The organism is Pedobacter caeni, from assembly GCF_900129215.1.
In the GTDB taxonomy this organism is placed as follows: domain Bacteria; phylum Bacteroidota; class Bacteroidia; order Sphingobacteriales; family Sphingobacteriaceae; genus Pedobacter; species Pedobacter caeni.
On sequence record NZ_FQUQ01000002.1, the window covers coordinates 478,916 to 498,335 of the forward strand.

Below are 19,420 nucleotides of genomic sequence, written 5' to 3' on the forward strand. Positions count from 1 at the left end.
TGCTAAGCTGCGCTTAAAATCTGTAGCTTATTGTTGTCATGAATTGTCTTGGAGGAATAGGGTTGATGCTATAGTTCTCGTGAACATAATAGTTTAAGGTATTTCCGATGTTGGAAACCTTAGCCAGAAGTGATAGTTTTTTGAAACTATATCCCGCTGTGAAATCAAATGTGGTGAAATCTCCGACAGGAATCAGGCGTGAGCCTGTAGGGCTCGTCAGGTCTGCATAGGTATTGTTCCATCCTGCCATACGTTTACCGGTATAAAATGCAGAAGCACCAAGTTTAAGGCCTTTAACTGCTCCTTCATGGAAGGTGTAAAATAAAGTTCCGTTTGCTGTATGTGCAGTATTTCCTACAATACGTTCTCCAACCACATTATTTGGAGGTAGTCCTGGCGTTTTGGTATAGCGCATAAAGTTGTAGCTATAGCCGGCAAGGAAATTTAATCCTGAAACAATGGTTCCTGAAAGGTCGATTTCCAATCCGTCACTGGTGGTCTGTCCGGCAAACTCTTTTGCCGGGGAGGTGGCGCCACCCGGCAGCACTACTGATTGTACGAAATCATGGTTAATGATTTTGTATAAAGAGAGGTTAGCCGTAATTTTTCCATCGAAAAGTTCATTTTTAACACCTACTTCGTACTGATCAATGATCGAAGCTTTCATGTTGGCATTGTTGATGTCTACACCGCTGTTTGGAGAGAAGTTATTGGAATAACTTGCAAAAACAGAGGTGGTTTTTAAAGGCTGATAAACAAGACCTACCCTTGGTGAGAAAGCCTGTTCGTATCTTGCACGAACTGTTGTTGATTTGGCTGTTTCACCGGTAGCTACGGTATGTATTTCCGGAACTCCTGCTGCCTGATAAGAATAACGAAGACCTGCAAGGACTTTAAATTTTTCTGATAAAGTGATTAAATCCTGGAAGTAAAGGCCAACACGATCAGTAGGGGTCTTTGATGAGGAAAGGATTTGGGTAACCGGCATGTCTGTCCTTGGGACAAACTTGTTAGGGTCGAGGGTATTGATTTTATCGTAGGCAGCGGTAGATAAGTCAAAGGTATTCGTTAGGTTCATATACCTGTCTCCGTCAACCCCTACCAATAAAGTATGTTTTACCGAACCGGTATTGAATATCCCGTTTAAGTTGATTTGTCCGGTATAATAGTCTTCCGCTGTTTTCTGGCGACTTAACTTACGTTCCCAATCACCGATATCAGAAGCCTGGATCCGCTCTGAAGAAAAGTAGTTTCTATCGAATGATTGATAAGATCCAATTGCATTTAATTTCCAGTTGGCGTTAAACTGATGGTTTAACTCCGCTGATGCGGTAGCTTGCTTTCCTTTGTTATAGGCCCATGAGGTATTGAAAAAGGCAGAACGTCCAATTGTAGTAGGGATTTTGCCTGCCAGAGACCCGATACCGAAATCAGGGGTCAGGTCGTATTCCAGATAATCACCCTGAACTAAAAGGCTTGTTTTTTCACTGATGTTATACAGTAAAGAAGGGTTGATATAATAACGGTCGGACTTTACGGTATTTCTGAAGCTCTTGGCATTTTCGTAGGTTCCGATCACCCTGAAGGCAACATCTTTACTGATAGGGCCGTAAATATCGGCACTAGGTTTATAAAAGTCGTAGCTGCCTGCACGCATAGAAACTTCAGCACCGTATTCGAATTTGGGTTTCTTGGTAACCATATTGATCACTGCCCCACTGCTCACATTTCCATAAAGTAATGCGGCACTACCTTTTAACACTTCTATGCTTTCGAGCGTACTGGTTTCAGGTAAAGACCCGGAATTTGTCCTGGCTCCGTTTTTAAAATAGTTGTTGGCTCCAAGGCTGTAACCCCTGGCGAAGAAATTTTCTCCGGTAGTTCCCCTTGTTGTTCCAAGGGCAATGCCATTTACATTTTTCAATACATCACTCAACCTGCTCGCCTGCTGATCTGTGATCGTCTGACTGCTGATGATCTGAATGGACTGCGGAAGGTCTTTTGGTGCAATGGCAATTTTACCCATAGCAGCTGGTTTCAGATTCTGACTGTGCGTACCTGCGATGATCACCTCATTCAATTCCGAAGAGTTTTCAGAAAGGATAAAGTCTGCCGTAGAAGTTTGTCCTTCATTGACTGTTACTTTTTGAGATTGTACCTGTAAGCCCACATAGGAAGTTTTTATGGTGTATTCGCCTGTCTTTAGGTTGTGGAAGCTAAAAGTTCCATCTTCTTTTGTCAGCGTTCTTCTGTTATTTTCGACGATCTGAACGTTAACGTATCCCGCTGGTTTGCCATCTTTGGAGCTTACTTTACCAGTAATGCTTCCCCTTGCCGGGGCTGATGCGAGTTGTGCAAAGGTATTTGCAGATAAAATTAAGAGCAGCGTAAAGCTGAGTAGTTTGTAGATGTGTTTCATTGGATTATTTAGACTTAATCTAATAGGCGGCAAATGTACTTTCTCCTTTTGGAAAGAACAAATTTATCTGGATTAATTTTAAATAGGGTGGATCTGAATTCTATAAAACCTGTTTTAACTGGTTCCAAATGGTGTTTGTAAGAAAAATATAGAAAATATTTTTGCCTTGATATAATAATCTGAATAGATGAGCGTCTATATATGTGAGAGCGTTAATTTAAACGGGGAGGCTTCGGACGAGGCTTCCCCGTTTTCCTTTTGTGTCATTTCCTATTCCGGATATACCTGTTCAGTCTTTTTACTGTGTTTATAGATGAGCTGTACTGTCAATAGTGCAACATTATTCTTATTTTGTTTTCTTATAATTAATAGAAATAAGCTTAGAGTTTCATTTTTTTTGATTAATTTGATTGGACTGGTCAAGAATACATGAAATCATCCTCTATGAAGCTTAATCAACCGGTATTTTATATCGCACTCATTTTATTTCTAAGCCCTTTAATGATCCGGGCACAGGGGATCGACATTCCCGTCACTTCCAAAACCAAGCTTAATTTTTCCGGAATGCTCCAAAGTCAGTTTAATTATTCTTTGGACGACGATGTGGATGTAAAAGGGTTACACCATGCGGAAAAGGGAGAGTTTGCACACAATTCTTTTTCTGTCAAACGGGCAAGATTACAACTCAATGCTACCATCAGCGATCGCATCAATGCCGTTATCCTCGTCAACTTTGGTGATTTTACTGGTAATCCTCAGAATAAGGTGCTCGAAAATGCCTTTATTAAATATAGCGTTAACGATTATGTGAACTTTCAATTCGGGCAATTCCGCCCGCAATTCGGACAGGAAGACAATTACCCTGTAGATTTTGTACAGTCCATAGATTATTCAAATCAGTATTACCTGTTTGGTGGTAACAGCTGGCAAAGCTTCCAGATTGGGGCCAGTTTCTCTGGAGAGATCAAAGATATAGCTGTTCCTATTCAATATTCCATAGGGGTGTTTAATGGCAATAACCGGAATACTGTAGATAACGACGATGGGAAAATTTTTCCCGCCAGATTGGTTTTCGGACTGACAAAACAAACGCATTTAGGTTTGAGTGCTGGTGCAGGGAAAAATATGGGTCAGAAAATCTGGGCCTATGGAGTGGATGTAGATTATAAAAAGCAGCTCAACGAAAAATGGGGCATTCAATTTATTTCTGAATATAAACAAGGCATCAACAGTCAGCAGTTCTTTGCGCAAACGGAACCATTGATTCCCATTAGTAAATATGCCATGAGGGGGATCTATGTACTTCCAAATGTGAGTTACAGTTTTAAAAATACACGACTGAAAGACCTGGAATTTGCCTTTCGCTATGAATACCTGGATGCAGATTTTAAACAATCCGGGAACGCCAGACAAAGCTATATTCCTATGCTGAGCGCCGCTTTTGCTGAGGCTTATGCGATTCGGGTGCAGCTAGGCTTACAGATGGACAGGTTTCAGAAAAGCATTCCAAATACCATTGAATACAATACAAACAGAGTGATCTGCCAGGTGCAGGCCAGATTTTAATCTAAAATCCCAATCTTATGCAAGAAATTAACTACAAAATGATGCTGGTTACCCTGGCCTTTGGGGTAATTATCTGGTTTTTGCCGGTACCGGAAGGTGTGAAGCCTGAAGCCTGGCATTTACTGGCCATTTTTCTGGGGACGATCCTGGGGATCATCCTTAAAGCAGCTTCCATGGGGACGATGTCTATGATTGCTATTGCGACGGTAGCCTTGTCCGGGGTCCTCGCACCCGGAGATCCGGGAAAGTCCATCTCCCTTGCTTTAAGTAGTTTTGGAGATAAGGTCATCTGGCTGATCGGAATTTCTTTCTTTATTGCCAGAGGCTTTATAAAAACAGGATTGGGAAGCCGCATTGCCTATCTTTTTATCCGGGTATTTGGCCGTAGTTCTCTTGGGTTGGGCTATGGACTTGGTTTGGCAGATCTGGTACTTGCACCGGCAATTCCAAGCAATACGGCCAGAGGGGGCGGGATTATTTATCCCATCATGAAATCCATGGCCTTAAATTTTGGCTCGGTTCCGGAACAACCGGAAACCCACCGCAAATTAGGAGCTTACCTTACACTCAACAGCTATAACATCAATCTGATCACTTCTGCGATGTTCCTCACCGGGACAGCCAGCAACCCCATGTGTCAGAAATTTGCTGCAGATCTTGGAATCCATATCAGCTGGATGTCCTGGATGTGGGCGGCAATTGTTCCGGGCATCATTTCCCTGATTGCCGTTCCTTATATTTTGTATAAAATCTATCCCCCTGAAATTAAATCTACCAATGGAGCTACAAAAATGGCGACAGAGAAACTCAAAGAAATGGGGGCAGTGACACGTAATGAATGGCTCATGCTTACCGCCTTCTTTGTGCTGTTGTTTTTATGGATTACGGGTGATCTATTTAAAATCGATGCAACCACAACAGCCTTTATCGGCCTGGTGTTTCTGTTAATTTCCAGAGTGCTGACCTGGGAAGATGTGAAAAGTGAGAAAGGGGCATGGGACACGATCGTCTGGTTTTCTGCATTGGTGATGATGGGGAGTGCGCTGAATCAGCTGGGCCTGATTCCATGGTTCAGCAACCTGGTAAAAGCGAAAATAGGAGGGATGAGCTGGACCATGGCCTTCCCGATCATTATTCTTGTTTACTATTACAGTCATTACCTGTTTGCGAGTGCAACGGCGCATGTGGCATCCATGTATGCCGCTTTATTGGGAGTAGGGGTTGCAGTAGGCATTCCACCCATGTTGCTGGCTTTATCTCTTGGCTTTTGCGGGGGCATATTCGGAACATTAACCCATTACGGCCATGGGCCGGCACCAGTATTTTTCGGAAGCACCTTTGTCGACGTAAAAGACTGGTGGTCCCGGGGATTTATATTGAGTATTGTCTTTTTGATCATCTGGATGGGAATTGGTGGTTTATGGTGGAAGGTGATCGGTATATATTAAGGAGGGATTATGGATAAAAAACAGGTGCTTTCCACACTGCTGCGCAAAACGTTGATGGCTTTGACAGGGTTATTTCTCTGTTTCTTTCTGGTGATTCATCTCCTGGGAAATCTGCAGTTGCTCATGCCTCCGGAGCAGGCAAAAGAAAGCTTTAACAGCTATTCTCATTTGCTCTCGGGAAATATCTTCATTAAGATCATTTCTTATGTATTGTACGCTTCAATTCTCATTCATTGCCTGGATGCCTTGCTCATTACCCTTTCTAACCGGAAAACAGCGGGTAAATATGCGGTAGACAAAAGAGGGGCCTCCAGTAAATGGTATTCCCGGAATATGGGAATTCTGGGCACGCTGATCCTGATTTTCCTGGTGTTTCATTTTAAAGATTTCTGGTACCAGTATAAGTTTGGCAGTTTGCCTAAGGATGAATCCGGTCATAAAGATTTATACACCATTGTGATCGCTGCTTATCAGGACTGGTGGTATGTGCTCTTCTATGTGCTTTCTATGTTTGCACTGGGTTATCACCTGTTGCATGGATTTTTTAGCGCGGCCCGCTCTTTGGGTGTTTATCACCCAAAATATGTTTCCTGGATCAGGGTATTTGCGATCGGTTACAGCTATGCGATTACCATTGGATTCGCCATCATCCCCATTTATATTTACTTAACCCAACATGTTTTATGGAACTGAATGCTAAAATACCCCAGGGCCCATTAAAAGACAAATGGAGTTTTTATAAAGACCACGCCCGACTGGTGAATCCTGCAAATAGAAAAAAGATGGATGTCATCGTAGTCGGTACCGGACTTGCCGGAAGTGCTGCAGCAGCATCGCTGGCCGAAATGGGCTATAACGTGAAATCATTTTGTTTTCAGGATTCTGCGCGAAGGGCACATTCCGTTGCTGCACAGGGAGGTGTAAATGCGGCAAAGAATTATAAAAATGATGGGGATAGTGTATATCGTATGTTTTATGATACGATTAAAGGCGGGGATTTTCGCTCAAGGGAGGCTAATGTTTACCGGCTGGCGGAGTGCTCTGCTCAATTGATAGACCAGGCGGTTGCTCAGGGGGTACCCTTCGGAAGGGAATATGGCGGATACTTAAATAACCGCTCTTTCGGGGGAGTTCAGGTGAGCCGTACTTTTTATGCAAGGGGGCAAACCGGACAACAACTGTTATTGGGCGCTTATCAGGCATTGATGAGGCAGGCCGCGGCAAAAACGGTCACACTTTATACCCGTCATGAAATGCTGGACCTGGTTATTGCTGATGGAAAAGCAAGAGGAATCATTGTCAGAAATCTGGATACAGGGGAAATAGAACGCCATAGTGCGCATACAGTGATTCTGGCAACAGGAGGTTTTGGCAAGATCTATTATTTGTCCACATTAGCGATGGGCTGCAATGCTTCTGCCATCTGGAGGGCACATAAAAAAGGCGCATTTATGGCCTGCCCGAGCTGGACTCAGGTACACCCCACCTCTCTTCCCCAATCGGGAGATTACCAAAGTAAACTGACCCTCATGTCAGAATCATTAAGAAATGACGGACGGATTTGGGTACCCCTGCAAACTGCCGAAAAAAGAAAACCCAATGACATTCCTGAAGATGAACGGGATTATTACCTGGAGCGCCGTTACCCTGCTTTCGGAAACCTGGCACCAAGGGATATTTCTTCCAGGGCAGCCAAAGAACGGATAGATGCAGGCTTTGGGGTCGGCCCACAGCTGAATGCAGTATATCTTGATTTCTCCAAAGCGATCAAAGAACAGGGAAAAGAAAAGATCAAAGAGAAATATGGAAACCTGTTTGATATGTACCGTAAAATTACGGCAACAGATGCGTATACCGAACCGATGATGATTTCTCCGGCGGCACATTTTTCTATGGGAGGCCTGTGGGTAGACTATGAACTGATGACCACCATTCCCGGATTGTTTGCCCTCGGTGAAGCAAATTTCGCAGACCATGGTGCAAACCGGCTTGGCGCAAACTCTTTATTACAGGCTTGTGTAGATGGTTATTTTATTGCCCCTTATACCATCTCTAATTACCTTGCAGGCGAAATTAATTCGAAGAGGTTGCCTACAGATGGACAGGAGTTTGTGGATGCGGAAGTACAGGTGAGGGCACATCTTGGAAAATTACTGGCCATTAACGGTACCAAAACCGCAGATCATTACCATAAAATCCTGGGCAAGCTGCTGTATGATTATTGTGGCTTGTCGAGAAGTAAGAAAGGCCTGATGTATGCGATTCATGAAATCAAACAGCTACGTGAAGATTTTTATCAGCACCTCAAAGTACCCGGAACAGACGATGAAATGAATGGGGAGCTGGAAAAGGCGGGCCGCATCAGTGATTATCTGGAAGTCGCAGAATTAATGTGTCAGGATGCCTTAACAAGAGAAGAGTCCTGTGGAGCCCATTTCAGGGAAGAATACCAGACTCCGGAAGGGGAGGCATTGCGAAATGATGAACAATTCTGTTTTGTATCTGCCTGGAAATGGCAGGGGGCAGACAAAGAGGAACTGCTCGTTCGGGAACCATTACATTTTGAAAATGTTGAACTAACCGTGAGGAGTTACAAGTAATTAAAACGGCCTATGAAAATCTATTTGAAAATATGGAGACAAAGTGATGCCGGGAGTCCGGGTCAACTGGTGAGTTACGAACTGGATCAGGTGATCCCGCATATGTCTTTTCTGGAAATGATGGACACGCTGAATGAACAACTCATTTTGAATGGCGATCGTCCTGTAGAGTTCGATCACGATTGCAGGGAAGGCATCTGCGGGCAATGCGGAATGATGATCAATGGACGTGCCCACGGGCCAATTCCTCACCTCACTACCTGTCAGTTACACATGAGAGAGTTTAAAGATGGAGATACGATTTATGTGGAGCCGTTCCGTGGCGCAGCCTTTCCTGTGAAGAGAGACCTTAGGGTGGACCGCTCTGCATTCGACAGGATCATTATGGCCGGAGGTTTTGTCTCTGTAAATACGGGGCAGGCACCAGAGGCAAATGGCATTCCGATCACTCATGAACAGGCCGAATCTGCTTTTGACTCTGCAGCCTGCATTGGCTGCGGTGCCTGTGTAGCCACCTGTAAAAATTCAAGTGCTGCCTTGTTTACTTCTGCAAAAATTGCACACCTTGCCAAATTGCCACAAGGTAAAATGGAATCCGGGAAAAGAGTGCTTTCAATGGTCGCGCAAATGGATATTGAAGCATTTGGCCATTGCAGCAATACGGAAGCCTGTGAGGTCGAATGCCCTCAGCATATCTCGGTATTGAATATTGCCAGAATGAATTGGGAATATACGCTGAGCAGGATCCTGAAGAAGTAAAAAGAAAGGCCGGTGTTATTGCGAACACCGGCCTTTATATCAAATAAGATCCTTTTGCTTATTGCAATAAATTTCTCCAGCTTACTTTGCTTGAAATCAATGATTCCAGGTCTTTAATGTCTATGCGTTGTTGCTCCATGGTGTCGCGATGACGGATGGTTACGGTATCGTCTTCCAGGGTCTGGTGATCTATCGTCAGACAGAAAGGAGTACCGATTGCATCTTGTCTGCGGTAACGTTTTCCAATTGCATCTTTTTCTTCATATATACAGTTGAAATCAAGTTTTAAACTGTTCATGATTTCTCTTGCTTTCTCCGGCAATCCATCTTTTTTAGTTAATGGGAAGATGGCTACTTTTACTGGTGCTAAACACGGATGTAAGCGTAGTAAAGTTCTGCTGTCTTGCTTTTCTCCATCACTCAGGTCTTGCTCTTCAAAAGCATTGATCATTGTTAACAGGAACATGCGGTCTAAACCAATAGAAGTTTCGATCACATAAGGGATATAGTTTCCATAAGGTTTTCCCTCTTCATTCAGTTCTGCATCGAAATATTGCATTTTCTTGTTAGAGAACTTCTGGTGTTGGGTAAGGTCAAAATCAGTACGGCTGTGAATACCTTCTACTTCTTTGAATCCGAAAGGGAATTCAAATTCGATGTCCGTAGCAGCATTGGCGTAATGTGCCAGTTTCACATGGTCATGGTAACGGTATTTCTCTGCAGGGGTACCCAATGCCTGGTGCCATTTCAGGCGGGCTTCTTTCCAGTAAGCAAACCATTTGGCATCTTCACCAGGACGTACAAAGAACTGCATTTCCATTTGTTCAAATTCGCGCATTCTCATGATGAACTGACGGGCAATCACTTCATTTCTAAAGGCTTTTCCGATTTGTGCGATTCCAAAAGGAATTTTCATTCTTCCTGATTTCTGCACGTTTAAGAAGTTCACAAAGATACCTTGTGCAGTCTCCGGACGTAAATATACTTCGTCAGAGCCTTCTGCCATGGCGCCAAACTGAGTGCTGAACATCAGGTTAAACTGACGTACTTCTGTCCAGTTTTTAGTTCCGCTTACCGGGCAGGCGATCTCATGTTCTTCAATTAATAATTTCAAACGTGGAAGGTCTTCTGCCTGTAAAGCTTCGTCCATATCTGCTTGCAATTTTGCAGCTTTTTCTGTTTTTCCGTCTTTTTCGTAGCGGGCAATTTTATCTTCTAACAACTGATCGGCACGGTAGCGTTTTTTAGAATCTTTGTTATCGATCATAGGATCGTTAAATCCATCTACGTGTCCGCTGGCTTTCCATACTTTCGGGTGCATAAAGATCGCAGAATCTATTCCTACAATGTTCTCATGCATCTGAACCATGGATTTCCACCAATAAGTTTTAATGTTGTTCTTTAATTCAGCACCTAGCTGTCCGTAATCGTATACAGCACTCAGCCCATCATAAATCTCGCTGCTTTGAAATACAAAACCGTATTCCTTGGCGTGTGATATTACATTTTTAAATTGTTCGTCGTTAGTGTTCTTTGCCATAATGATGCAAATATAGAAGATTAACAAATAAATCTCCTACGAGAAATCAGATGATTCCAAAAAACAATAATTCGCCTGAAAAGATGGATGTCTGTTAATTGGAAATGCACCTTGAAAGCCCCTGGGTTGGGAGGGGGTTGAGAGGTAGTTGCGAGGTAGTTGAAAGGCAAAAGAACTATGGAACTACCTCTCAGATATCTTCCACCTACCTCTCAACTACCTTCCAACCCCGGAGAATGTACGGAGCGTATATACATTGCATATATAAGTGTCGCCAATGTAAAGCTCTGTCAGGAATATCAGAAAATAGGGATGGTTTTTTATGTAAACCTATATCCGTAATACCCGTAAAGGGCAAAATATTTTTTTGCTTCCGGACTGGTGTTAATACGGTTTTACCTGTACACGCTCTAACCTCGGTCTAAGCTCGGTCTATACTCGGTGCAGACTCGGTCGGAAGCGTGTTAAAGGCGGGTGAGCAACGAGCAAATATGGAGCTTAAAACGAGGCTTTCTGCAAGCTGTCTTCTGCTTCTTTAACCGCAAAGCGAATGCAGGCTGAACCTTATAAAAAATGTTTGGGATAGGCTTGCTTAGGCCTAATTTTCCTACTTTTGAACATGAAACCATTTAATCTGCTTCTGGCAGGCTTTCTTTTGCTTGCCGTATCCTGCACTGCACAAACAAAAAACTACATTTCTTTTGGAAACGCTCAGGAATTAAGGACCTTTTTGAATAGAAAGACACCTGGATATCCACTGATCAGCGCGCATAGGGGAGGCCCGATGAAGGGTTTTCCTGAAAATTGTATTGCAACTTTCGAAAATGCAACTACCTATCAGCCGGTAGTCATTGAGTTTGATGTATCATTGAGCAAAGATTCTGTACTGGTGATCATGCATGATGACAAACTGGACAGAACGAGTAATGGGACTGGCTTCATCAGGGACCATACCTATGCAGAATTGCAGAAACTACAATTGAAAGATAACTTTGGAACGTTAACGTCTTACAAGATTCCGACTTTAAAAGAGGTATTAAGCTGGGGTAAAGGAAAGGTTCTGTTTACCATCGATGTGAAGAGAGGAGTCCCTTTCGCAAAAATTATCGAAGAAGTCCGTAAAACGAAATCTGAATCGAATTCGATCGTCATCACCTACAATGATAACCAGGCTGTTGAAGTCCATAAACTGGCTCCCGACCTGATGATTTCTGTTTCCGCTAAATATACCAACGACCTGGAACGCTTAAAATCAAAGGGAGTTCCCTACGATAGAATGGTGGCTTTTGTTGGAACCCGGGGATTTGATCAAAAAGATTTTTGGGCCTTACATCAGGAAGGAATTCCATGTATTATGGGGACAATGGGTAACTTAGACAAACGATCAATGGCCCGCAAAAACACGAAGTATTATTATATGTACGCCAATAGCGGAGCAGATATGATCTCTACAGATAACCTTGTGATGGCAGGAAAAGAACTGAACCAATACAGAAAAGATAAAAAGATCAGTTCTGTACACATTAAAAAAGTAAAGTAAATTGAGCATAGAGGTAAGCGCATTGGCCAAGCATTATGGTCAGCAGAAAGCAGTAGACGAAATTAGCTTCGAAGCTAAACCAGGAAAGATCTTAGGCTTTTTAGGTCCGAATGGAGCTGGGAAGTCAACCACTATGAAAATGCTGACGGGATACCTGAAGCCCAGTTCAGGCAGGGCAAAGATTTGTGGATTTGATACACAGACCGCAAGTCTGGAAGTCAGAAAAATGATGGGTTATCTACCTGAAAATACTCCGCTGTATACAGATATGTATGTGCAGGAGTTTCTATTGTTCGTTGCGAATACCTATCAATTGAAAGATGCAAAATTGCGCGTAAAAGAAACGATAGAAAAGGTTGGACTTGCCCCTGAACAGCATAAAAAGATTTCGATGTTGTCTAAAGGATACCGGCAAAGGGTCGGATTGGCGCAGGCAATTATCCATAATCCGGAAGTATTGATCCTTGATGAACCAACTTCAGGGCTGGATCCTAACCAGCTAACGGATATCCGAGAGCTGATAAAATTGCTTGGAAAAGATAAAACAGTGATCCTTTCCACCCATATTATGCAGGAAGTAGAAGCGATATGTGATGAAGTGATCATCATTAACAAGGGAAAAATTGTAGCTAATGCGACAATAACTGATCTTAAAAAAGAACACAAAATGACTTCTTTAGAGGATATTTTCCGAAAATTGACCTCCTGATTAATTTTTTTTCAAGAGCTTGTAACGATTGGCCAAGTTTTTGTATCTAAGGGTTAGATTTTATATCAGTAATATAAATTTTAAACTCAAACACATGAAAAAGTTATTTTTACTAACAGCAATTGCAGGTATTTTCGCATTCACAAATGCTAGTGCACAAAAAGACGCTGCAATGAACGGCCCTAAGTTAGGTATAGGCGCTGAATTCGCACTCCCAATTGGTGATTTTGCAGATGGATGGAAACTTGGATTTGGTGGTTCATTATTGTACCAACACCCAGTTGCCCCGAATTTGAATTTAACTGCAAACGCCGGTTACATCAGCTTTAAATCTAAAGAAATACCGTTTATTGGTGGGACTGTCAATATGGGGTATGTGCCAGTTAAAGTGGGTGCAAGATATTTTTTAGCCGAAAATTTTTATATTAACGGTGAGCTAGGTGCTGCATTCGGAACTAAAAAAGGTAGTTCTACAATGTTTGCTTATTCACCTGGTGTTGGTGTAGAATTTCCAGTAGCGGATAAATCTTCGATTGATTTAGGTGCCCGTTATGAAGGATGGTCAAATGATGGTTCACTTTCATTTATTGGAATCAGAGCTGCATTTAACTTCGGTTTGTAGTCAAAATACCAGATTAAAATAAAAAGGGTGGTTTGGATTCTATTCAAATCACCCTTTTTATTTAAAAAAGATCAGCCCATTTCCGGCAGAAATACTTCCGGAGGAATCCCCAAAAATGTGCGTAATGCCCTGGCCATTTTTAAAGTGAGTTCTCTTTTTCCTGATAAAACTAAAGATACATGGCCTTTTGATCCTATAATAGGTTCCAGATCTTTGGCCTTTAACCCCCTTTCCTCCATTTTTAGCTTTACTACTTCTATAGCTTTTAAAGTAGGAATTACTATATTTTTGTCCTCATAATCTTTTACCAGAACAAGTAACAGTTCCAGTTCCTGAAATTCAGGGGCATCAGGTTCAGCATGAAAAATACTAATGGTTCTGTCGAGTGCTTCTTTGTACTCTGTTTCAGTTTTCAATACTTTGTAAGTCCTCATGATCTTGTTTAGTTAGTAATCAATTATCTAAGCTATATTTCAAAATGTGGTATTAATGCCGCATCAATATCATCGTATTCATCATGCGCCAAATCATATGATCTTAACAGTAGTTCAAATTTGCAAACTTAAGCTGGATTTTATCATTTATTTCATTGAACTTTCCTATATATTTGGGCTTCCAGTTTTATTCCATATATGAAAAGATTACTCCTTGTTTTGCTCTCATTTACAACACTAACCATTACAAAAGCGCAAACTGGTGATGCTCCTGCAGCGCCAAAATTCGGGATTGGTGCCGACTTTGCTTTCCCTATGGGAAGTTTCAGAGATCAGACAAATTTTGGGGTAGGAGGTTCTATCCTGTATCAGCACCCAGTCTCCAGAAATTTAAGCATTACCGGAAACGTGGGCTATCTGCAACTCAACGGTAAGAAAACGATTTTAAACCTTAAATACAGGGAAGGTTTTATCCCGATAAAAGCAGGAGCGAGGTATTTTCTTTCCGAAAACATTTATGGTGGTGCAGAATTGGGCGTTTCCATTTCTACTGCCAGTGGAAACGGTTCAGGGACTTCTTTTATTTATGTGCCTGCATTGGGTGTATCCTTCCCGGTATCGAATGAGGGAGCTGTAGATGTTGGCATTCGCTATGAAAGCTGGACAAGAAGCAGTAGTACCCGTTCTTTTATTGGCATTAGGGCAGGATATAATTTTTAATTTTCTAACTTCGGCATCGTTAATCAAAATGCATGTACGCGGTATTTAAAAGGGAATTATTTAGCTTGTTGAACTCCTTAATGGCTTATATTACTATTGGGGTTTTTCTCCTGGCTTCCGGCTTGTTGTTGTGGTTTTTTCCGGATACTTCCATTCTGGAATACGGATATGCCGAACTCAGCAGCTTTTTTAATTTAGCTCCTTTTTTATTTCTTTTCCTTATTCCTGCCATTACCATGCGTTCTTTTGCTGAAGAAAGGAGGGAGGGTACCTATATCCTGTTAGCCACGAGGCCGCTTACAGACTGGCAGATTATTGGGGCGAAATACCTGGCCTGCTTTGTTTTGGTGCTCTTTGCCTTGATTCCTACCTTGATTTATTGTTATTCTATATCCCAATTGGCCTTACCAAAAGGGAATATTGATACCGGAGCGATCATTGGTTCTTATCTTGGTTTATTGTTGTTGGGCGCTTCTTTCCTGTCTGTCGGCATTTTTGCTTCTTCGATTACAAAAAACCAGGTGGTCGCATTTGCGATTGCCGTTTTCCTCTGTTTCATCGCTTATAGTGGCTTTGATGCCATGAGCCAGATTTTTGGCTTCCGTGCTATTGAAAATATATTGCTGTCTTTAAGTGTAAACGAACATTATCAATCGATCAGCAGGGGCGTATTGGATACCCGTGATCTGGTTTACTTCCTTACTTTCATCATGGTGTTTCTGGGCCTGACTAAATTAACGATCGGAGGCCGGAAATGGTAGGTAAAAAAGGCATACTCGTTTTTATAGCTGGTTTGATATTACTCAATATCCTGGCGCAATACTGCTACACCAGGATCGACTTTACAAAGGAAAAACGCTTTACCCTTACCCCAAAGTCAAAAGCCATTCTGGGAAAGATTAACGAACCAATTACGATTACTGTGTTTTTGGAGGGAGGGGAACTTCCTGCTCCTTTTAAAAGACTTAGAAATGCAACCAGAGACCTGCTGGTGGATTATAAAGCCTATGCAGGGAAAGAAATAAAAGTAATTTTCAGGGACCCCATTTCCGGGCTTTCCATTGAAGAACAGGATACGGTGATCAGCCATTTATACCAGTCGGGCATTGAACCTACTACGATTAACATAAAAAATGATGCCGGTTTCGCACAGAAAATGGTTTTTCCAATGGCGATGCTGGAGACAGAAAAACGTCAGCTTCCGCTGAGGTTGCTGCAAAACCTGAATGCTGCGGGAAGTTATGAGGAAAATATCAATAATTCCATTCAGAATCTGGAGTACCTGTTTACTTCTTCCATTCAGAAGGTACTGAGCAATGACCATCCCCGGATCGGTTTTACCGAAGGAAATGGGGAATTATCAGATCTGTACTTAAATGATGCCATCAGCAGCCTTTCAGAAAGCTATGAAGTAGGGCGGGTAAACCTGAGCACCATTGATGCTGGCGGACTGGATAAATTGAAAGTGCTCTTCATTGCAAAACCACAAAAGGAATTTACGGAAGCCGAAAAATATAAGCTCAACTATTTCGTCATGAAAGGGGGCAGGGTAGTCTGGACAATAGATCAGGTAAGTGCAGACCTGGACAGCTTAAAAGGTTCGGGAGAACAGCTGGCTTTCAATAAAAAACTCAATATAGACGATATGCTGTTCATGTATGGTGCCCGTGTGAATTATAACCTGCTCGCTGATGCGAACTGTGTCGAGATTCCACTAAGCATGGGACAGCAGGGACAAATAGAACTGGCACCATGGGTGTATTATCCTCTGCTGTTGCCGGATACTGCACATAACCTGGTCAGGAACATCGATGCCATAAGAGGGGAGTTTAGCAGTACCGTAGATACGATAGGAGTGAAAGGTTTGAAAAAGACCGTGATCCTCCGTTCTTCGCCATTCAATAAGCTATTCAATGCACCGAAATTACTTTCTCTGCAAATGGTGGCGGAACAGCCTGATCCACGCGATTATGCCAGTGTTCCGCAATCGCTGGGTGTACTGATCGAAGGTGCTTTCCCTTCTGTCTTTTTAAACCGGGCAGTTCCGGCAGGGATTACCGGAAATTATCCACTTCCTCCGGTCAGTAAACCGACAAAAATGATCGTGATCGGCGACGGAGATATTTTTAAAAACCAGCTGAGTACCAAGGATGGCTCTGCATTTCCATTGGGTTTCGACAGGTACACCCAAAAAAGCTATGGAAATAAAGCATTGTTGTTAAATATTGCAGATTACCTCGCAAATGATGATAATTTAATTACTTTGCGCAATAAGGAGGTTAAGATCAGGTTATTGGATAAAGCAGCTCTGCGTACAGAAAAGCTGCAATGGCAACTGATCAATATGGCTTTACCTTTATTATTGTTAATATCGTTCGCAATTTTTCAACATTATTACCGTAAACATAAGTATGCGAGGTAATTTTTATATTTTTGAGAACTGACAAGATCATACTATGAGATTTATTGTATCCACATCAACGTTATTAAAACATTTGCAAACGGTAAACGGCGCGTCAAGCAGTAGTACTGTATTGCCAATACTGGAAAATTTCCTCTTTGAAATTAAAGACGGAAGTTTAACCATATCTGCCACTGATTTACAAACCAGCATGACGACCTCTTTACCGGTGGAGTCTAAAGAAGGCGGAAAAGTAGCTGTGCCGGCAAAAATACTTTTAGACACTTTAAAAACATTACCTGATCAGCCGATCTCTTTCAATATTGATGACAATACCTTTTCTATTGAAATCAGCGCCGGTGATGGTAAGTATAAGCTAAGTGGAGAAAATGGTGATGATTTCCCTAAAATCCCAACAGTAGAAAATGCTTCTTCTGTAAACCTGCCTGCTTCCGTATTAACTGAAGCAATTACCAAAACGATCTTTGCGGTGAGCAGTGATGAGTTACGCCCGGCAATGACTGGTGTATACTGTCAGCTGTCTGAACAACACATTACTTTTGTAGCAACAGATGCACATAAACTGGTAAGGTACAGAAGAATGGACAGCAAAGGAGACAAATCTTCTTCTTTCATCCTTCCAAAAAAAGCATTGACTTTATTAAAAGCAGCGCTTCCTTCTACAGAAGTAAATGTTTCTGTGGATTATAACGCAACAAGTGCCTTTTTTAAGTTCGAAAATATCAACCTGGTTTGTCGTTTAATTGATGAGCGTTATCCTGATTATGAAGCCGTAATCCCTGCCAACAATCCGAATAAACTGGTAATTGACCGTGCTTTGTTCTTAAACACTCTACGCAGGGTGGTTATTTTTGCCAATAAAACGACGCATCAGGTCCGTTTAAAAATCAATGGCAGCGAACTGAACATCTCTTCTGAGGATTTGGATTTCGCCAATGAGGCACACGAGCGTTTAAGCTGTCAGTATGAAGGTGAAGATCTGGAAATCGGATTTAATGCCCGTTTCTTAATCGAGATGCTGAGCAATTTAAGTGGTGAAGAAGTAACTCTGGAACTTTCTACGCCTAACCGTGCAGGATTACTGATCCCACAGACAAATGACGAAAACGAAGATGTGCTGATGTTGGTGATGCCGGTAATGTTGAACAACTACAACTAAAATTAAATTAGAATATATTCGAATGGCTTGGTTTTTGACCAAGCCTTCTTTTTGTAAAGTACTTTATAATCAAATTGTTATTGCTATGAAAAAGATATTCTTTATCGGTCTGAGCTTAATCGTGGTGTTAAGTTCTTGCTTAAAAACGCCAAAACCTGCTCCTGTTGGGGAAGCTAAATTGAGGTATGTACATGCCGCTTCCGGTGTTGCTTCTCAGAATTTTTTCGTCGACGGACAGAAACTTGGAATGACATCAATTGTTTACGGGCAGACTTCTGCTTCATCTACAGTACAATCGGGTGGCAGAAACTTTGTTTTTGCTGACGAGGCTACCAATGCAGTTACTGGTGGCACTTCGGGATCCCTCGAAATCGGTGGTAATTATACGATCTTTTTGATTAAAGATCTGGAGCAAAAACCGGCAGCTTATGGAATTGGAGAGAACCTTACTGCTCCGGAAACAGGAAAAGCTAAAGTGAGGTTTATGCACTTCAATAGCTTTTTGAACAATTCTGTTAGCATTGGCATTAGCGGAGGCACTACTCCATTGGAGCCCGCATTGGGCTTTGGGAAGATTACCAATTATTTTCAGGTACCTCCAGGTACGAAGTTTACGGTCACAGCAACAGGAGTTACCAACAGTCCGGAGATTGATTTTGGGATTGTAGCGGATAAAATTTATACCATATGGTTGGGTGGAAATGCATCTACCGATCTCAGAGCCTTTTACTACACATCAAATTAATTTTACATTACTTAATAAATAACAGCATGGTTATTGCCATGATATTCTTAATTTTGGGCTTAATTTATACAAATTGGAAATTTTCTCACAACTGGTAGATTTTATATTACACACCGATAAAGCTTTGGTAAAGCTGGTAAGTGATTATAAAACATGGACTTATCTTATTCTTTTCTTAATTATTTTTGCCGAAACCGGTTTTGTGGTGACCCCATTCCTGCCTGGTGATTCTATGCTTTTTGCAGTAGGTGCACTCATTGCCAAAGGAGGTACAGGTCTGGAAATCTGGGTCATGTTCCTGCTCTTAACTGTTGCTGCCATACTGGGGAACAGCCTCAATTACAGGCTCGGAAGCTTTTTTGGTGTAAAAGTGTTTAAAGAAGGAAATAAAATTCTGAAGCTCGAATATTACAATAAATCGCATGAATTCTTTGAGAAGCATGGTGGAAAAGCAATCATGTTTAGTCGCTTTCTTCCCATCTTCAGGACGATTGCACCCTTTGTTGCAGGAGTAGCGAAAATGCCTTTTGGTAGATTTACCTATTACAATGTGGTAGGTGGTATTGGCTGGATTGGCAGTTTATTATTTGCAGGTTTCTTATTGGGACAGATTCCGGTGATCAGGGATAACTTCTCTATCGTGATCATCACGATCGCAGTAGTTACTTTTGCTCCGGTAATTTATGCCGCAATTAAAAGCAGGATTAAACCTAAGGATGTCATCGAGAGCTAAGGCT

General features: G+C 42.0%; 17 protein-coding genes. 14 read left to right on the forward strand and 3 right to left on the reverse strand.

Annotated features, from left to right (window positions below; translation table 11 throughout):
• Positions 1-13: 13 nt before the first annotated feature.
• On the reverse strand, positions 14-2,419 hold the full coding sequence (locus tag BUC20_RS09415; RefSeq protein WP_073230316.1) for a TonB-dependent receptor: 2,406 nt from the start codon (positions 2,417-2,419) through the stop codon (positions 14-16).
• Between the two features lie 444 nt (positions 2,420-2,863).
• Between BUC20_RS09415 and BUC20_RS09420 the strand changes: the two genes are divergently transcribed.
• The 5 genes from BUC20_RS09420 to BUC20_RS09440 are packed head-to-tail and all read left to right on the forward strand — an operon-like array spanning position 2,864 to position 8,792.
• Positions 2,864-3,985: a porin gene (locus BUC20_RS09420; protein WP_159441081.1), complete on the forward strand. Its 1,122-nt coding sequence runs from the start codon at positions 2,864-2,866 to the stop codon at positions 3,983-3,985.
• 17 nt (positions 3,986-4,002) lie between these two features.
• The gene (locus BUC20_RS09425; protein WP_073230318.1) at positions 4,003-5,433 is read left to right on the forward strand and encodes an anion permease; all 1,431 of its coding nucleotides are present in this window, start codon (positions 4,003-4,005) and stop codon (positions 5,431-5,433) included.
• A gap of 9 nt (positions 5,434-5,442) precedes the next feature.
• On the forward strand, positions 5,443-6,126 hold the full coding sequence (locus BUC20_RS09430) for a succinate dehydrogenase cytochrome b subunit (protein ID WP_073230320.1): 684 nt from the start codon (positions 5,443-5,445) through the stop codon (positions 6,124-6,126).
• Positions 6,117-8,033, forward strand: a complete 1,917-nt coding sequence (locus tag BUC20_RS09435; RefSeq protein WP_073230321.1) for a fumarate reductase/succinate dehydrogenase flavoprotein subunit — start codon at positions 6,117-6,119, stop codon at positions 8,031-8,033. The genes BUC20_RS09430 and BUC20_RS09435 overlap by 10 nt, the downstream gene beginning before the upstream one ends.
• Before the next feature lie 12 nt (positions 8,034-8,045).
• Positions 8,046-8,792: a succinate dehydrogenase/fumarate reductase iron-sulfur subunit gene (locus tag BUC20_RS09440; RefSeq protein ID WP_073230323.1), complete on the forward strand. Its 747-nt coding sequence runs from the start codon at positions 8,046-8,048 to the stop codon at positions 8,790-8,792.
• A gap of 58 nt (positions 8,793-8,850) precedes the next feature.
• On the opposite strand, the gene BUC20_RS09445 is transcribed toward BUC20_RS09440, so the two are convergent.
• On the reverse strand, positions 8,851-10,332 hold the full coding sequence (locus BUC20_RS09445; protein WP_073230325.1) for a glycine--tRNA ligase: 1,482 nt from the start codon (positions 10,330-10,332) through the stop codon (positions 8,851-8,853).
• 619 nt (positions 10,333-10,951) lie between these two features.
• On the opposite strand from BUC20_RS09445, the gene BUC20_RS09450 reads away from it, so the two are divergent.
• The 3 genes from BUC20_RS09450 (at position 10,952) to BUC20_RS09460 (ending at position 13,203) form a co-directional block, all read left to right on the forward strand.
• Positions 10,952-11,872 carry a glycerophosphodiester phosphodiesterase family protein gene (locus BUC20_RS09450; protein WP_143166752.1) on the forward strand — a complete coding sequence of 307 codons (921 nt, stop codon included), beginning with the start codon at positions 10,952-10,954 and terminating at the stop codon, positions 11,870-11,872.
• Position 11,873: 1 nt separating this feature from the next.
• Positions 11,874-12,581 carry an ATP-binding cassette domain-containing protein gene (locus BUC20_RS09455; RefSeq protein WP_073230329.1) on the forward strand — a complete coding sequence of 236 codons (708 nt, stop codon included), beginning with the start codon at positions 11,874-11,876 and terminating at the stop codon, positions 12,579-12,581.
• Between the two features lie 94 nt (positions 12,582-12,675).
• The gene (locus BUC20_RS09460) at positions 12,676-13,203 is read left to right on the forward strand and encodes an outer membrane beta-barrel protein (protein ID WP_073230331.1); all 528 of its coding nucleotides are present in this window, start codon (positions 12,676-12,678) and stop codon (positions 13,201-13,203) included.
• A 71-nt stretch (positions 13,204-13,274) separates the two neighbouring features.
• On the opposite strand, the gene BUC20_RS09465 is transcribed toward BUC20_RS09460, so the two are convergent.
• Positions 13,275-13,637, reverse strand: a complete 363-nt coding sequence (locus tag BUC20_RS09465; RefSeq protein WP_073230333.1) for a helix-turn-helix domain-containing protein — start codon at positions 13,635-13,637, stop codon at positions 13,275-13,277.
• Positions 13,638-13,835: 198 nt separating this feature from the next.
• Here BUC20_RS09465 and BUC20_RS09470 point away from each other — a divergent pair, with 198 nt between their 5' ends.
• The 6 genes from BUC20_RS09470 (at position 13,836) to BUC20_RS09495 (ending at position 19,416) form a co-directional block, all read left to right on the forward strand.
• Positions 13,836-14,357 (forward strand): outer membrane beta-barrel protein, encoded by a 522-nt coding sequence (locus BUC20_RS09470; RefSeq protein ID WP_073230335.1) that lies wholly within the window; start codon positions 13,836-13,838, stop codon positions 14,355-14,357.
• Between the two features lie 32 nt (positions 14,358-14,389).
• On the forward strand, positions 14,390-15,118 hold the full coding sequence (gene gldF, locus BUC20_RS09475) for a gliding motility-associated ABC transporter permease subunit GldF (RefSeq protein WP_073230337.1): 729 nt from the start codon (positions 14,390-14,392) through the stop codon (positions 15,116-15,118).
• Positions 15,112-16,779 (forward strand): gliding motility-associated ABC transporter substrate-binding protein GldG, encoded by a 1,668-nt coding sequence (gldG, locus tag BUC20_RS09480; protein ID WP_073230339.1) that lies wholly within the window; start codon positions 15,112-15,114, stop codon positions 16,777-16,779. Before gldF ends, gldG begins: the two co-directional genes overlap by 7 nt.
• Before the next feature lie 34 nt (positions 16,780-16,813).
• Entirely contained in the window at positions 16,814-17,938 is a 1,125-nt protein-coding gene (gene dnaN / locus BUC20_RS09485; RefSeq protein WP_069379966.1) for a DNA polymerase III subunit beta, read from the forward strand.
• 85 nt (positions 17,939-18,023) lie between these two features.
• Positions 18,024-18,683, forward strand: coding sequence for a DUF4397 domain-containing protein (locus BUC20_RS09490; protein ID WP_159441082.1), 660 nt, complete (start codon positions 18,024-18,026; stop codon positions 18,681-18,683).
• 73 nt (positions 18,684-18,756) lie between these two features.
• Positions 18,757-19,416, forward strand: a complete 660-nt coding sequence (locus BUC20_RS09495) for a VTT domain-containing protein (protein WP_073230342.1) — start codon at positions 18,757-18,759, stop codon at positions 19,414-19,416.
• The last annotated feature ends 4 nt before the right edge of the window (positions 19,417-19,420 follow it).